Below are 16073 nucleotides of genomic sequence, written 5' to 3'. Positions count from 1 at the left end.
GAGGCTTGTCATTCCTTGGTTGCCGTTTTTAATTGTTTAGCCGGTGAAAAGCCTAGCCCTTTGATAAAGGTGCTGCATCTTTCTTCCAACTCACTCATTGTTGCAGTCCACTCGAGGATCTTAGGAGGACTACCGGACCACATCCTGATTTCAATGTTTCTATAACGGTCCTTCCGTTCCTGGCGTTGTTGATCAAGCAGTGTACTGTCAGGCCGCTCTCTACAATCTCGTCGGAAGGATTCCATCTCTCGCGTCGCTTGGCGGATGTCTTCGATTCCGTCGAGAAGTTGGCTAGCCAATTCCTTAAACCTAGGCTCCAATGTGACACTGGCCCTAAAGGAAGCTGCCCGAAAGGCATCAATTGACGTCACATGGTCTATATATGTCTGCTCACGCCATCCATCGTGAGCGCGAATCCTGAAGTCATCGTCTGATTCGCCAGGATAGGCCTGCATTCGTAATGATTCTTGCCCACGCTGGTACGGGTAATACATCAGCTCAAGGCAACGCAGGGCAATGCGGCCGTGTACGACCAGATCTTCAGCCAGCGCTTGCCCGCGTTGAAGCAGGATTTGCTGCCGCCAAACCGTGCGGGCCTGCCAAGCGGCTACAGCAAGGACAACAGTAGCAACTGCACCTACCCATGCACCAATGGTTCCAAGAAGCGGAATAATCGAAGCGTGACTTGCGATCCCAGATGACATACGAGTTCCCCGATTGTCTCGTGAGCAAGCTCATTCCGCCTCAAGATACTGATTGGAGCCAGAGAGCAGGAGCGACGAGGTGGTCAATGTCTATGTTGTATATTTCGTGGCCGGAACGGATGACGTACCTAGAATGCACAGTTTCTCCTGCTCGGTAGTAGCGGGATTCTTGGAGAAATCGTGGTCGATCGATACCACCGAGCAACCACATTCTTTTTTCGGCAATCTGGTATGTCAAAAAGAAGAACTGATCGACAGGTTCTGCGGAATGCTTTGCTGAAATCTGGGCTGTATAACCGGGTCTGGGCGCCACCTGACGTTTGACGGCCTTGACCCCGATGCTAACGCCTGTTGGCGATACGAAATCCGCACTTCCGGCGGCGTTATCTCGGATCCATGTGAAAGGTGCGGGACGCAGGCTCCGAACCCAAGAGTCGAAGACGATCTCCCCGAGATCGCCTACCCATCGCTCGTCACTAGCGACTTCTTGATACAGATTCCTATAGAGCCGGTCTCTCTCACCTCGAATGCGTTTAGCATCAACCTCTTGCTGTTCACTAACAGCGATCCAAGTTCCCTTCCATGACGTACCTGCGTTCATGAGTCTTGCTGCGCCCCACGGCTCAAGAAACTCAACGATGAAGCGCTATGCATTTCAATGACATGGTGAGGCTCGGAAACGCACCAAGCGTAAGAACCCCACGCAAGTTCGGAAACTCCTTTCCGGAACACCGAGGTTCCTCTATCTTGATAAGCGGTGAGAAACGCAAGGTTCTTTTCATCGAATCCCGCTGAGAGCGCCAAGGCCGTTAGCGCCACTTTTCGCTCGCGGGTAATGGGACCGTCGCTCGCGACCACTTCCACGAAAACGACAAGCATCTCGGATCCTTCCGCCCCCTCATGACCCAGGTCGACAAGAATGATGTCGGGCAACATCTTGGACGGGTCTATATTTAGCTTCAACGCTTTCATCAGCGCATCGTCCTTCGCAACCACCTTGTTGCCAGATTCGCTGATCCAAAGAACGGCTGGTTGCTTCAGGAATCTGGGCGCGAAGACTTCAATGACTGCTTTGGTGATGACACTGGATGGGCCTGGCTTAAGCGACCGGACTTCCCGCTGACCAGGAAAGGTCACTGCTACGGCATCAAGCGCGGAGGTGATGCCGTGCTTAACCAGCTGAACGCGTGACAGAGCGGCTTTAGATAGATGCCTTGCTTGCCAAGCGTCGATCTTTGCGTGAAGTTCATTACCCGTCAGACCTGGCCGAAAAAGATCAGCGAAGGAAGATGCCAGCGCATAGCGAGGCTTGGATGAAGTAGGGGCCAAACCCTCGCGTTCAATCACGGCACCCATCGAAATGAACGCAGTTCGGATAGTCTCGTCTCGCACTTGTTCGCGGCTATTGCTTGCGTACCAGGGGAGCTGGGAACGCTCTTTCTGGTTGGAAAGAGACTTCTTAATCCACGCAATCCGCTGTTCCTCATCCAAAAGAGCGCCTTGCTCCGGAGACATCTCGGTCACTTGACTCGGCCGAAGCCATTGGTCGCTCCCTTGGATAGCGCCCACGTAGAACATCGTGTAGATGACTCGGACAGCTGTCTCGCGGATGGCATAGTTCCGATGTTCGATACCATCGGGAAAAATCACGGGCAAGCGTTCCCTGATCACATCCATCGTGGGAACTTGTGGAAGGGTCACTTCATCGTACTCCGTAACAGAGGGCTATTTCTCGCTCAATCATGTCGGCTGGAGCTTTATTGTTGACCATCAGATCGATTCGCCGTAGGTCGCGGAAAGATGGCATCGGAATGGCGTTCAATTCATATGCCGAAACGGCAACACTGCCACTAATGCAACGAAATGCTCGGTCGACGACTTCACTGTTGAGTAGGGCAGTCACAGTGGCAGGCGATACCTGCAGGGAGGCACCGGCTTGCGGAGTCACCATGTTCAAATGATTCTCCACAACAACACCACGATGCTTATTCAAGAATTCTTGAGGTAACAAGGCCGCCATAAGTCGGCGACTCTGTTCTTTTGATGTTGTCCGTTGAACCAGCACGCAAGAGCGATTCGTAATCAGGTGCTGTTGACGTTCGCGAACTTCAACATAAGGCAAGTGATTGCGGCGCTCTGCGCTGTATTTGAATCCTTGGGATGTGACCGACTCTGCCCAGACTAAAGGTAGGGATTTGGCAGTTGCTTTGTGCATCAACTGGTCTTTGTGCCGATTCCATACGAGAGGCCCTGTGGATACCGAGTAGCCTAGATCTGAAAGGCGCGTAGACATTTTTGACAGCGATTGCAGGAAGTCGGCATCTGATGCATTCCGGGGAAGAATCCAAGGGGCACCAGAAACGTCGATCTTCACCTTGCCAATATGCTCAATCCTGGCCGTATTCAGTCCTTGAGGCACGAGGACCGATACAGTGACTGGCGTGATCTTTTCCTTCTTTAAATAAGTGGTCAGTAGAGTCTCCTGAAGAACATTGTCGAAAACTCCATTTCGATCAGCAACAAAATCGAAGGCTACGGGAGCCGCTTCCTGAGTAAGCAATGTACGGAGTGCTTTGAAGTACTGTCCTCCCAGGAAAGACGTGGGAGTCAGATAGGCGACCACACCACCTGATTTCGTCAAGCGGAGTGCCAAGTCCGTGAATAGCCCGTAGAGATTTGCATGTCCGAAGAGCGAACGTGCGTAGCGCTTTCGCAGAGGTTCTGGCAATGAAATCCGACCATATGGTGGATTACCGATCACCAGATCAAACTCTCCAATATCCTGGGGCTCCAAAGCATCTGCAACGACTACTACGTCAGCCAGACGCCTCTTTGCCTTTACACAGAGAGGCATGATTGCAGCTTCAAGCAGAACTCGTGTCATCCATGCGGCAAAGGGATCGATTTCGATGCCACGCAAGCGCTTGCCAAGGCTTTTTAGCAACCAATCGGCCGAAGCACCTTTCGCGCGGTCTACCATTCGTAGAGCGACAGGCGCCAGAAAGGCGCCGCCGCCACAAGCAGGATCAATGACACGTCCGTAGGTAAAGTCGAAGCCAGCCTCCTCAGCAAGGTCCAGCAGCCTGGCGACCAACGGCGGGGGCGTGTAGAACGCCCCCAATTCAGACCGCAATTCCGAAGGCAATGTCACTGTATATATCGAGCCGACGAGATAGCCCGCGTCCTCGACAGGGAACTGAGCAATCAATCCACCGATGCTGTGGGCAACTCGCCGGACGTCTTCAGTTAGCCGAGGAAGGCCTTCGGGCCTAGGCTTCACTTTCATGGTAGTACGGTGGCGTTGGGCTACCTCTTCCCAATACGCCTCAATAACTTCTGCACAAAAGGCACGACCATGGGCCAGGCGGCTCTTGTCTGTCTTCTTGGATTCCGCGTATCCCTTAGCCATAGCTTTGCAGGCCTGATAGCGCTGCAGGAGTGAATGGCTCGAGTCGGTAGGGGAAAGAAAAGCTTCAAAATTCATATACATACACCCGCCGCCAGCTAGCTGGTAACTCGATTTGGCAGGCGATCACGTCACTGACAGCCCATCCTGCTGGATGGTAAAAGATAACATCTGCCAGGACGGTACACAGCCCACCCCCTTGCCTGAAAGGGAGGCGAGTCCGTCGCGGAATACTCCCCCCCTAGGCCCCGCTTTTTTCGCAGATCGGGCTCTCACCCACTGAGATCGCGGGCGTTTCGACTCTGGAAGGCAGAGGTCACTGCGTGCGCGCGGAATTTCAGCATCGTCCGTAGAGGGCCGAATCGACGTGTACTTGAAAGAGGGTGGAATGGACGAGCGTATCGCGCGGCTGAAGACATCGAAAGAAGCAGGCATACTGGTTGAGAATGCACGACGGCTTGGCAAACTGGAACTGGCAGCGCAAGCCCAACAGCGTGCAAATGAACTTAGAGCTATCGAGGAGGGCTATAGAAGTCCCGCCGAGCAGGCCATTGCTGCGGCGCTCTACGCCTATGAAGAACAGCAGAGCCGGCTAAAGGGACGTACCTTTCGCGCAACCCGAACCCGCCAGATGCTATCTAAACACGGAGCATTGGCTGCGGCCGAACGCATGGTTTTGCAACGCAAACCTTCTAGAGGATTTGAAGTTCTCGAAGACGCGGGTCTGCAGGAACTCAGTTTTGAAGCAATCATTGATCGCTTCTCTGATGAATTCTCTACTCAGGCCGTACAGGCCGCGCGAGCCAGGCTAGAAGGTAAACCTGCGTCATTCATATCCTCGCCGAGCACCTCCTCTCATGACCAAGCATTGAACATGACGATTGCTAACCTTCCCGTCGTCTTGGATGCAGAAGCGGAAGCGTTTATAGAAGGATTTATGGATCCCGGAGTATGGTTTCAGGCGCGCTGGCTCCCGCGTTACACCGCCATCATCAGGGATATCTCCGATGCCATGGCAGCGGATCGCCCTCAGGACGTCTTTGAAATTTTGTGGAAGAGCGCTGAAAACAGCATCAGTAACGCTGGCCAAGGCATTCTGAAATACGACACTGTAGAAAGGATGCGTCAAGAGCTTGTCGAAGTAATCCGAGATATCTATGCGGATGGAAGTCCAGAGAACTTCAATCAAATCGTCGCGCGGTTCAACGATTGGAAAAGAAAGGGCCATGTCGGAATGGTGCCTCGTTTATTGATCGCCAGGGCCTTCGCTGGAATCCATCCGCGCCTGTATCACACTACCGTCGATTCCCATAGTCAGAATCTGGTTATTGATTGGTTCGCTGCGCATACTAATTTCAGAGCTCCGCGATCCGATAGCTGGTCGGTCCAAGCTCGAGCTTTGGTCATTCATATAGATCGAGCAGGAGTTTTTGGAGACAACTTCCTTGTTCGAAACATCTTTCCTTGGTTCGTCATAGAACAAATTCGTGCTCGTAGCTCGTCAAAAAGCCTCAAGCCAGGACATTCACCGCGTCCGGAGGTCGCGTTTGCGAACCTTCCATCACGTCAGCGGATCATTTCGCTTCGACACAATGTCATACAGACAGCTCTATTCTCTAAGCTGTCTGTGGAATTTGGTAAGGATAGAGTGTGGACTGAGTACCCTACGGGTACGGGTGGGTACGCTGATGCCATTGTTAGACACCCAGATGGTTACTGCCAACTATATGAAATAAAAATTGCTGATACGTCGGCGAAGGTAGTGAGGCAGGCGATTGGACAATTGTTGGAGTACGGATTTCGACCGGGGGGCTTGGAGGCAAAAAAGCTATTTATCGTTGGAGAACCGGTATTGGATGATGTGACGCGTTCATTTCTGGTCCGTCTGCGCGAAGATTTCAATATCGAAATCGACTATATGCAAGTAGAGCTGTTCGATGAGTCAGGGGTCCCTGTGCTTCAGAAGCCAGTAGAGCAAGAGTTTTAGCTTCAGGATGGCCTCTTTGTTGATAAGAATCATTGCTATGTCAAAGTGCACTCGTCATCCGACTAACATTGAACGCCAAAGCATTGAACGCGTTCGATGACGAAGGCAGACTCGTCGCCGGAGTCTAGAAACTCCACACAAAGCGGTTCCACCTCCGACAAACGGGTGGATTCTTGTGCACTGGTTCTTCATGAGTGCATGACCGACGCAAGATGCTCCGCGTCGGGAGGGCGGCTAATAAAAGACCTCGTCTTGAGGGAATACGCCCGCCGGCTTTGTGCGGTTTTCTAGCCTCCCGACATCCCCGTTTGCGTTTCAGCGAACGGGGTTCTTTCCCCACGGACTGGAGTACCGCCGATGAGTTCTGATGCCCCCGCGACCCCGTTGCCACGCACGGGTTATTTCTTTTCCGAAGCCGCGATCTACGAGCTGAAGCAGTTGCGCAACCAGCTCAATCTGATGAGCTGTCTCAGCGCTGCGTGTGGTGGCGATGAGGACAACGAGCCGACCATGGCGATTCACCGCTGGTATGCGAGCTTCGAGAACATGGAGCGCCAGGTGGACCGGATCATGAGCCAGTCGGAGTGGATATCGGTCCGGCCGGCTGAGCCTGGTGACGGCCTGAAGCGGAAGGTGCTGAAGCGCAAGCGCGCGATGCGCTAGCACCGGGCGACGGCCATGCCAGGGCGATGTGTTCCGCTCTGGCATGCGTTGACGGGGCAGGGCCTGTCCTGGAGAGCCAGGGTACGGGCGTAAGAGGGGTTTTCGGGCATGGCGCCCACACGCGACCGCCTGTCGCGGTGCGTGGGGGATTGGGACAACTGGCTCGTCTGGGTTTTTGTCACCCAACGATGAGGTGTTCCATGCGCAGTCTGCTGCTGTTCCTGTTCGCTTCGGTCCTGGCTACTACCGCGATGGCCGGCAAGGCCCCGCCTTACACGTATGTCCGCGTCGGCAGCGCGAGCGATGTCTCGCCGGCCACCACGTCCGGCACCGTCCTGATGGGCGGCGGCAGCGATGTGGATGCCGCCTTCCAGTGGCTGTGCAACCTGGGCGGCAACGGGGATTTCCTGATCATCCGCGCCACCGGTGCCGATGCCTACAACCCGTACGTGCAGGGCCTGTGCCCGAACGCGAACTCGGTCGCCACGCTGATCATTCCGGACGCGACGGCGGCAAACCATGCGGACGTCGCGGCCATCATCGCCAAGGCGGAGGTGGTGTGGATTGCCGGCGGCGATCAGTCCAACTACATCAATTTCTGGAAGGGCACGCCGGTGCAGTCCACGCTCAACGCGCGCATCGCGCAGGGCGTGCCGGTGGGCGGCACGAGCGCCGGTCTCAACGTGCTCACCCAGTTCGTCTACAGCGCGAACGCCAGCCAGGGCGCGACCAGCAGCCAGGCGTTGGCGGATCCGTTCAACCGCTATCTGACCTTTGACCGTAACTTCGCCGCGGTGTCGACGCTGCAGGGCATCATCGGCGACCCCCACTTCGCCGCGCGCGACCGCATGGGCCGCAACCTCGCCTTCCTGTGCCGCGTGGCGGCCAACGGCTGGAGCTCGGCGCCGCGTGGCATCGCCGTCGATGAAGCGACCGCCTTGCTGGTCGCCAACGGCGGCTATGCCAGCGTGGTCGGCACGGGCAAGGTGTACTTCCTGCAAGCGCCGGGATTGCCGCAGGTGTGTTCGGCCAAGCAACCGCTGACCTACCGCAACATCGGCGTCGCGCGCATCGCCGCCGGCGATGGTTTCGATCTGGTCACCTGGGCGCCGGTAGGTGGGGCCACCTACACGGTCACGGCCGAAGCCGGTGTGCTGAGTTCCACCCAGGCGGGTGGTTCGGCTTACTGAAAGCCCGCCCATACAGCGCCCGAAAGGGCGATGTCCATGGCGGTGGACAAACCGCAGTCGATGGCCATGCCAGGGCGATGTGTTTCGTCCTGGCATGCGCCGCGCGGCTCTGTCGGGTGGTAGAACTACCCGACACCAATGGAGATGGGCCGCAGTGCGGCCCATCCGTTCACCCTTGCAGCATCAACGCCTGGTCAAGGACAGATCTGGCTGACTTGCGCATTGCAAGACAGAGAGCCGCCTACCGGGTAGCTGCCTGCGCACCCCAGAACCACCGTGCCGGCACCCGTGGCGGAAACCGTCTGGCCCTCCAACATGAGTCCACTGAACCCAGGCGCCGTAACAAAGCATCTGGAGCTGGTACCACCGCCGGATGCAAACGTGCATTCAACGATCGCCGGTCCCTTTATGGCTGCGAGACCCTGCGTGGTACCTGCCCAATTCGCGGAGCCCGAGAGAGTCTGTTCAGGCGAACAGGTGGTGTCATCAACCTTTGCGGAACAAGACAATGACCCACCCACCGGGTAGGTCCCGGTACACGAAAGAGTGACCGTGCCTGGCCCGCTGGTCCCGATTGATTGTCCGGCCGTCAATAGACCACTCCAGCCGGGGGCTTGAATGAAGCACCGGGAGCTGGTGCCTCCCCCTGATGCGGATGTACACGTGACCTTGGAGGCCGACGACATCGAAGCACTACCCGTGGTCGAACCGTTGCTGTTTGCCGTCGCGTAGATTGTTTTCGTTGTGGCGCCAGCGGTCGCGGCGAAAAATAGTCCAGTCATCAGAACCGCAAACACGCAGGATGACATCTTGCTCTTCATGGATTCACTCCTTGATTAGACGATTGATTCTTCCACCACCTTGCCGCATCCATTTGCGACAGGTTTCCAATTGTTTCCCGCCATAAGCAGGTTGATTGTGACGTGGATCAGCAATCTGCACCTGGCCGCAGTTCTGGAGGACACGATGCGCGCACACGACGGCGCCGCGTTCCTCGACCCGACGGCCAACGCGTAGGAACCCGGGGGCGGTCAGCTCTGCCACCAGGCAGCCATCGATGTACGGGAAGACTTGGCGGCCACGCCAGGGCGACATGTTCCGCCCTGGCATGCGCCGCGCGGCCAAAGCGCAAAAACGGCAATGGCGCTGCAAATGTGAGAATAAATACTTTGAAATCAAATACTTGCAACTGAATCTTTCTCTTCCTATGGTCGTTGCCGGTCCGCGTCGCGCGTTCGCGCACGCGGACCGTTTTTCTGCAAACGACAGAGGGGAGTCATGCAAGTCCGTAACCAATCCAGATTCAAATACCACCCACTCCGGGGAGCGGTACTGCTGGCCTTGGCCGCGTGCGTTCCGGTTGCCGCCATCGCCCAGGAGTCCGAATCACCACCGGCCAGCGAAACCACCGACCTAGATAAAGTGACGGTCACCGGTTCGCGCATCCAGCGCGTGGGCTTCGTCACCTCGTCGCCGGTGATGGCGATCAGCGCGGAGGACATCCGGGCGCTGGGCGCGACCAATATCGGCGATCTGATGGCGCGGATGCCGCAGTTGACGCCCACCTACACGCTGGGCAACTCCACGCGTTTCATTGGCACGGCGGGTCTGGGCCTGCTGGATCTTCGTGGCATGGGAACCTCGCGCACGCTGGTGCTGGTGAACGGACGGCGTCATGTCGGATCCAGCCCGGGCTCGACCGCGGTGGACACCAACACGATTCCGGTGGAATGGATTGAGCGGGTCGAGGTCATCACGGGCGGCGCTTCGGCGGTCTACGGTGCCGATGCGGTGGCCGGCGTGGTCAACTTCATCATGAAGAAGTCCTTCGACGGTTTCGAGCTTCGCGGCCAGCATGGCGCGGCCGAGGAGGGGAGTTTCAACCGTTCTTTCGTCAGCTTCTCGGCCGGGCGCAACTTCGCGGATGACCGGGGTTCGGCTGCCTTCTCGCTGGAATACAGCAAACAGGATCGGTTCGGACGTGGCGATCGCAAGATCGGGCGTGAATACCTCATCACCGTGCCCAATCCCAACTACGACCCGTCGCGACCGTCCAGCCAGGACAACCCGCAGACCCTGTATCAGGGACCGGGTGGCCTGCATTCCCTGTCCACCGGCGGCACCTTCACCCTGGGGCGTTTCGACTTCCGGGACCCGACCACGTATGGCAACCGCTACCTGTTCAATCCCGACGGGACCTTCCGTCCCAACCGCTACGACGGGGTGGTGACCAGCAATTCATCGTGCGTGGATTGCGACTTCCTTGATCTGGATGCCGTGGCGAATCTCCAGCCGGCGTTCGACCGGACCAGCTTCAATACGGTCATCAACTTCGATCTGAATGACGCGCACCGGTTGTTCTTCGAAGGCAAGTACAGCAAGACCGAGTCCCACTACCTCGGGCAATCCAGCTTCGACCAGCCCATCCGCATCCGGCGCCAGAACCCGCTGGTATCCGCCGAGCTCGGCGCGTTGATGGACCAGCACGGCGTCAGCCTGCTGTCGTTGAACCGTTTCAACCTGGATGCGGGACGCCGGGGCGAGGAGGTCGATCGCCAGACCGTGCGAGCCGTTTTTGGCGTGGAAGGCTTCCTGGGCAAGGACTGGACGTACGAGGCGTCCGTCAACTTCGGCCAGACGACGATTGATCGAGTCAACTTGAACAACCGTATCAACGAGCGCTGGCAGGCAGGACTGGACGTGGCCCGCGACGGAAACGGCAACCTGGTCTGTCGGACCACGCTCGATCCGTCAGCGATCAATCCGCACACCGGCACGGTCTATTCGCCGCTCGCCCGCACCGGTTGCGTACCTTTCAGCGTCTTCGGCCATGGCGCGGTCAGCCAGGAAGCCGCCAACTGGTTCAACACCAACTCCTTGAACAGTTCCAAGCTGGAGCAACGGGTGTTCACCGCCTCGGTGGCCAACAGCAACCTGTTCACGCTGCCGGCCGGCGATGTCGGGTTCGCCGGTGGCGTCGAATATCGCAAGGAGACCAGCCGCGAGAATACCGATCCGTTGTCGGCGCTTGGTTTGACCTTCCTCAACGCCATTCCCAGTCAGGGTGGCGAGTACGCGGTCAAGGAGGTCTTTGCCGAGACCACTGTTCCGCTGCTGGCTGACCTGCCCGGCGTGGAGCGATTGGCTCTGGATCTGGCGGGACGCTATTCCGACTACAGCAACATGGGATCCACGACCACCTGGAACGTGGGCATCGACTGGACCGTCCTGCCTTCGCTGCGCTTCCGTGCCACCAAGGCCCGCGCCGTCCGCGTGCCTTCCATCGGCGAGCTTTACAGCGGGCAGATGGAGAACTACGCGTTCATCGCCGATCCCTGCAACTACAACCAGGTCAACTCGAACCGGCCCGACACGGCCAAGGATCCGGCGCTGCGGCGGGCGAACTGTTCGGCACTGGGTATTCCGGTGGGTTGGGTCGACAGCTTCAGCGCCACCCGGCCGGGCATCAGCGGCGGCAATCCGAAGCTGCAGCCGGAAACCGCGGAGAGCCTGTCGTTCGGGTTTGTCTGGCAGCCCGAATTCCTGGAAGGATTCGGCATGTCCGTGGATTACTGGCGCGTTACCCTGGAAGACGCCATCGGGCGTGTCACCGGACAGACCAACGCCACCCGCTGCGTGGATTCGCCCAGCGGCATCGACAACAAGTTCTGCTCGTTCATCACCCGCGCCCCGGTGGGTGGGTATACGGATGCCAAGGGCAATGACTTCCCCGCCCACAGCATCACGAGCTGGACGGGCATCAACGAGAACATGGCGAAGTCGCGCCGGGAAGGTATCGATGTGGAGATGGACTACCGCTTCGGCCTGTTCGAGGGCGATGCGGTCGTGCGCTTCACCGGCACCCGGATGCTGCAGCACCGCGAATGGAGCTTCCAGGACTTCCCGGACGAGTTCGAGGAGTACGTCGACTCGATCACCTCGCCCCGCTGGCGCGCCAACCTCCAGGCCAAGTACAACCGCGGCAACTGGCGCGGCTCCTGGGACGTGAACTTCGTGCACCGCAACCTGCGCGTCAGGCCGTCCAGCTACGAGAGCAACCCGGGCTCCGCCCGACCCATCCGCAACGCGTCCCACGCCGTCCACAACATGCAGGTGGGCTACCGCTTCGCCAAGACGGACGTCAGTACCTATCTCGGCATCGACAACGTCTTCAACCGCAACCCACCGCTCAACTACTTCGGCTCCGGCACCGGCTCCGCACTCTACGACAGCATCGGTCGCCTGCTGTATGTAGGCGCGACCTACCGATTCTGAGTTTCCCCCACGATCCCCTTGGACCCGGCGCAAGCCGGGTTTTTTTATCCACGCAATGTAAGAACAGAGATCAGAGTACCTTTTCAGTGTTCTGACACCCAAATTTTAACGCCAATCCGGGCAGCATGCGAAAGGGTAAAGTTGAGCGCTAGATAAGTGCCAGTATGGAAGTGGATGTTAGCCGCTTTTTAAGCGCCGACCGAAGCCGGCGGAACAAGACGAAAGATGCTGATGTGCGTCGAAACTTCCTTGACATCGGGCACCCTCCAGGTTCATTGAAGCGGGGCGGTGAGCGGGGTGTCGCATCAACCCGCCGCTACGACTTCCGCCTGGACGCGGACACCCGGGGAAACCCGGCGGACACCAATTCTCCGTCCTGCGTCCACTTCCTGGGCCTCATCACCCGCGATACCTCCTCGCTGGGCAACGGTAAAGTGACTCGCTACGCTGCCTATCCCGTCAATCAGGCGATGACCCGATCGGAAGGATTCGACGCCACCTGGAAGTACGCGCTGGATACCGACCGCTGGGGAAAATTCAACTTCCAGCTTAACTACACCCACGTCACAAAGCTGGACCTGCAACGGTTCGCCGATGACGAGGTGGAGAACATCCGCGACCACCGCCGCTACTTCAACTATCGCAGTCGCGCCAACTGGCTGGTGGGCTGGGAGAAGAACGATTGGCGCACCAACCTGTACGGCTATCGCTACGGATCACTGCCCAGTTGGGACGAAACCCATCGCATCGCGTCTTACTTCCTCTGGAACCTGGACGTGCAGAAGAAGATTACGCCCAAGGCCACCATCGGCTTCAGCGCGGTCAACGTCTTCAACAAACTGCATCCCCGAGACGACAGCTTCACCAGCTATCCCTTCTTCTGGCGTTCCTACAGCCCAGTGGGGCGGCAGGTGTTTGCCAACTACCGGGTTACCTTCTGATTTGCCGAAGTGTCCTTTGCTGTCCCCTTGGACCCGGCGTTAGCCGGGTTCTTTTTATACAGTCGTGAGCAGGTTATGCCATCTATCCGCGCATGCGGAGTGGGTTCCTAAACCGTGCAGGATCTCAAGACCTGTCATCAATGAGAAAGACGCCTGTTGCTCAGAGGGTTGTTTCCAAAAAAAATGCCCCGTCCTAAGACGCTGCGTCGTCACCTTCGGTGCTCTATCTGGCGGGCTGATAGGCCCAGGCCTCCCCAGAAAGAAGGCAGAACATGCCAAACGTCGAAAAATGATATCTTCGCTTTAGGATAGGGGGATATGGATATCCAAAGAAATTCTGATGTTTGGCGAAGGATCTTCACCTCCAGGGTCACTGCGCTGCGATCATTGCAGGAGCTGGGGGAGGACTAGCTTGCCGTGGACGACAGGAATCGTGGGCTTTGGCTTGCTTTCCAGCGGGGTTCGAGCAAATGGCGCTATGGAGAACGCCAATGAATGTGGATGCGAGTAACAGAGTTCTTATCAGGCGCCACTCAGCGTTTAACACGTTGCAGCAGCCACTTTTCCACTACTCGCCTGAATCTGGAAAGATCGATCCAGAACCCAACATTCGTCTAGAGGCCAGTGGATGGCTCATCGATTTTGAGAAGGTCATTGCTGGTGCGAGTAGAGTCATCTTCTTTCGTCACGATGGTGCGCGCTATATTTCGTTGGGTAATCGTGTTTTTGAGATGGGGGGAAAATCATCCGTTGAGCATCGGCGAGGAGTTTTTGTCTCAGAGTTGAAAATCGTAGACGAGCGAGGCGGCGAGCACACGGTAAAGTATGTTACCCCCTGGTGGCGTCTTATATTTGATGATGGTAGTCATCCTGATCTCCAGTTCCCGCTCGAAGCATTTTCCAAACAATACGCAAATATGTGATCTTTAAAAGAAGGTGGAGAAAACAGGGGTGCGGCATCTCGTCACAACGAATGCCTTGCAGGAGAAGCGGCGCGCAGCGCTGGAAGAGGAGGCTTGTGCGTCGTCGGCGTTGCCCCCATCCGCCTTCGGCACCTTCCCCCGCCAGCGGGGGAAGGGACTCGTTAGTCTCCATGGAATTAATGATGAAAGTAGACATTGATTTTTCAGTTTTCACTTCTCCAAGTGATGCCTATGGAAATGTCACGGGGAGCCTTGAACTTTGCGCTTTGCCGGTTGTAGGAGACAGGGTTTCATTCTTATTTGCTCGGGAATCTTCTTTGCCTGGTTCCAGTTTCGATGGATTTCTTGTGGTGACAGAGAGGAGATTTGATGCTGAGCAAGGCACTTGCACGATGGGCTTGGAGGAGTTGGTGGCAACGTCAGCCTCTGAAGCCGAAATGCTCATGAAGTACTTTGAGGCTGGGTTCGGGCTCTTGGCTTATCGTTACTAGTATTTTTTGGGACGCATAAAAAAAAACAGAGGTCGGAGCACTTTCTGATGGCGAGGGCCAATACAGAGAGTGCCGTTCTGGCCCTATTTCTAGAATGACAAGCACTGGCGCAGCCAAAGAAATAGGTTGCAATGTGGTGGAGTACGACAGGCACATGGCTCTTCAACTTCCAGGGATACCTGATCCATGAAGTGCTACGTCTTTGTCGATTGCAATATGGTTGATGGCAGGCATGCCGGGTTTGCGGCCGGGATGTTCGATCTGTCTAGAACTCCCCAGTTGAATGACTACTTGTCGATCGGAAGTAGCTTGGAGATAGGCAAGACCGCCAAAGGTATGTCATTCAAGGTTTCAGAAGTTCGGGTGCCCGGTGAAGCAGTCAAAGCATCGAGCGACATTGAATGGATGGTGTCATGCGATGAAGATGTATTTCATGATAGCGACGCTGTTGAAAGATCAGCGCAGGCGCTGGAACGAATGGGCTTTGTTAGTGACCCCGCCTCCACCGCCTGATCCTGCAGCCCATAGATGAGGCTCGATGGTGCTGCTTCTGTTAGCGTTGGAGTTAAATTGTGAATCTATCGAAGTTCATTATTCCAGTAGCGATAGCCCTTATAGGGCTGCGAATTTTTTCCTCTCAGTTTTTCAGGAGCAGCAAGTACGGGTTTTCGTTTGATTTTGGGGCATACCATGAATTCATTGGCGGTGGTGTTCTTGTGCTTGCTGCATTGCTGATGTGGATTGCTGCGAGAGGCGGCGGCGACACGAGACATCGATCAGGGTAGCCACGACGGGGAGCTAGGCGTGAGTTAGATAATCCGGGAGCCCGCTAACAGAGCGGGCTTTTTTTTTGCGCGATGAAGGCAAACGAAGCTGTCGTCCCCGGTTTTGCGTAAGCACGGTCGATTTCCGGCCCTCCGCTTCGTCGTCAAACACACCCCTGTTCAAAGGAACTCCCATGAAGTACCTCGGCCTGGCCTATTACTCCCCCGAAAAGTTCGCCGAAATGAGTCCAGACGAAGTGGAAGCGCTGGAGAGCCAGTGCCCCGCACTGGACGAGAAGATGCTCGCCACCGGCAAGGTGCGGGTGTCAGCGTCACTGGGCGATACCGGAAGCTGGCGGACGCTTCGTCCGCGTGGCGGCAAGACGCATGTCACCGATGGGCCTTACGCCGAGGCGAAGGAAGTGGTGGGTGGCCTGTTCATCATTGAGGCGGTCAGCCCTGAGGAGGCATTGCGCATCGCCTCCATGCACCCGGCCGCCATCTTGGGCGAAGAGGGAGGGTGGGCTGTCGAACTCATCCCCATGGACTTTTATCTGGCCCCATAAGGGCTGGAACAAAAATGCGTTGAAGGTTCTGGGGAGCCGATGCTTCTCCTTGGCGATTACCCGACCAGTGACACCAAGGGAAGCGTGATATGGACGGAGGTTCCGCCCTCGGGCGGGCATTCGATGCTGATCTCACCGTCCGTGTCCACCACGATGTTGCGTG

Annotated in this window: 13 protein-coding genes; 9 read left to right on the top strand and 4 right to left on the bottom strand. The window is 56.8% G+C overall.

What is annotated here, in order from left to right:
* Positions 1 to 8 precede the first annotated feature (8 nt).
* The 4 genes from FHW78_RS08800 to FHW78_RS08785 are packed head-to-tail and all read right to left on the bottom strand — an operon-like array spanning position 9 to position 4188.
* Positions 9 to 704: a hypothetical protein gene (locus tag FHW78_RS08800; RefSeq protein ID WP_183639528.1), complete on the bottom strand. Its 696-nt coding sequence runs from the start codon at positions 702 to 704 to the stop codon at positions 9 to 11.
* Positions 705 to 744: 40 nt separating this feature from the next.
* A complete protein-coding gene (locus FHW78_RS08795) occupies positions 745 to 1305 on the bottom strand; it encodes a hypothetical protein (protein WP_255443172.1) in 561 nt (186 codons plus the stop codon).
* Entirely contained in the window at positions 1302 to 2405 is a 1104-nt protein-coding gene (locus FHW78_RS08790) for a BsuBI/PstI family type II restriction endonuclease (RefSeq protein WP_183639527.1), read from the bottom strand. The genes FHW78_RS08795 and FHW78_RS08790 overlap by 4 nt, the downstream gene beginning before the upstream one ends.
* Before the next feature lies 1 nt (position 2406).
* Positions 2407 to 4188 (bottom strand): Eco57I restriction-modification methylase domain-containing protein, encoded by a 1782-nt coding sequence (locus FHW78_RS08785; RefSeq protein WP_183639526.1) that lies wholly within the window; start codon positions 4186 to 4188, stop codon positions 2407 to 2409.
* Positions 4189 to 4498: 310 nt separating this feature from the next.
* On the opposite strand from FHW78_RS08785, the gene FHW78_RS08780 reads away from it, so the two are divergent.
* The 9 genes from FHW78_RS08780 to FHW78_RS08740 all read left to right on the top strand — a co-directional run bounded on the left by FHW78_RS08780 (position 4499) and on the right by FHW78_RS08740 (position 15910).
* Positions 4499 to 6097 carry a hypothetical protein gene (locus tag FHW78_RS08780; protein ID WP_183639525.1) on the top strand — a complete coding sequence of 533 codons (1599 nt, stop codon included), beginning with the start codon at positions 4499 to 4501 and terminating at the stop codon, positions 6095 to 6097.
* A 357-nt stretch (positions 6098 to 6454) separates the two neighbouring features.
* Positions 6455 to 6760: a hypothetical protein gene (locus tag FHW78_RS08775; RefSeq protein ID WP_183639524.1), complete on the top strand. Its 306-nt coding sequence runs from the start codon at positions 6455 to 6457 to the stop codon at positions 6758 to 6760.
* A 200-nt stretch (positions 6761 to 6960) separates the two neighbouring features.
* Entirely contained in the window at positions 6961 to 7950 is a 990-nt protein-coding gene (locus FHW78_RS08770) for a cyanophycinase (protein ID WP_183639523.1), read from the top strand.
* 1278 nt (positions 7951 to 9228) lie between these two features.
* Entirely contained in the window at positions 9229 to 12225 is a 2997-nt protein-coding gene (locus FHW78_RS08765) for a TonB-dependent receptor (protein WP_183639522.1), read from the top strand.
* A 470-nt stretch (positions 12226 to 12695) separates the two neighbouring features.
* Positions 12696 to 13166 carry a hypothetical protein gene (locus FHW78_RS20170; RefSeq protein ID WP_343205549.1) on the top strand — a complete coding sequence of 157 codons (471 nt, stop codon included), beginning with the start codon at positions 12696 to 12698 and terminating at the stop codon, positions 13164 to 13166.
* A gap of 491 nt (positions 13167 to 13657) precedes the next feature.
* Positions 13658 to 14089, top strand: coding sequence for a hypothetical protein (locus tag FHW78_RS08755; RefSeq protein ID WP_183639520.1), 432 nt, complete (start codon positions 13658 to 13660; stop codon positions 14087 to 14089).
* Between the two features lie 182 nt (positions 14090 to 14271).
* Positions 14272 to 14580 carry a hypothetical protein gene (locus tag FHW78_RS08750; protein ID WP_183639519.1) on the top strand — a complete coding sequence of 103 codons (309 nt, stop codon included), beginning with the start codon at positions 14272 to 14274 and terminating at the stop codon, positions 14578 to 14580.
* 186 nt (positions 14581 to 14766) lie between these two features.
* Entirely contained in the window at positions 14767 to 15093 is a 327-nt protein-coding gene (locus FHW78_RS08745; RefSeq protein WP_183639518.1) for a hypothetical protein, read from the top strand.
* A gap of 445 nt (positions 15094 to 15538) precedes the next feature.
* Entirely contained in the window at positions 15539 to 15910 is a 372-nt protein-coding gene (locus FHW78_RS08740; RefSeq protein ID WP_183639517.1) for a YciI family protein, read from the top strand.
* Positions 15911 to 16073: the final 163 nt, after the last annotated feature.

Source organism: Pseudoxanthomonas sp. OG2, assembly GCF_014192765.1.
Taxonomy (GTDB): Bacteria; Pseudomonadota; Gammaproteobacteria; order Xanthomonadales; family Xanthomonadaceae; genus Pseudoxanthomonas_A; species Pseudoxanthomonas_A beigongshangi.
The sequence above is the reverse complement of the archived record's forward strand: the minus strand, read 5'-3'. Positions and strand labels throughout refer to the sequence as shown.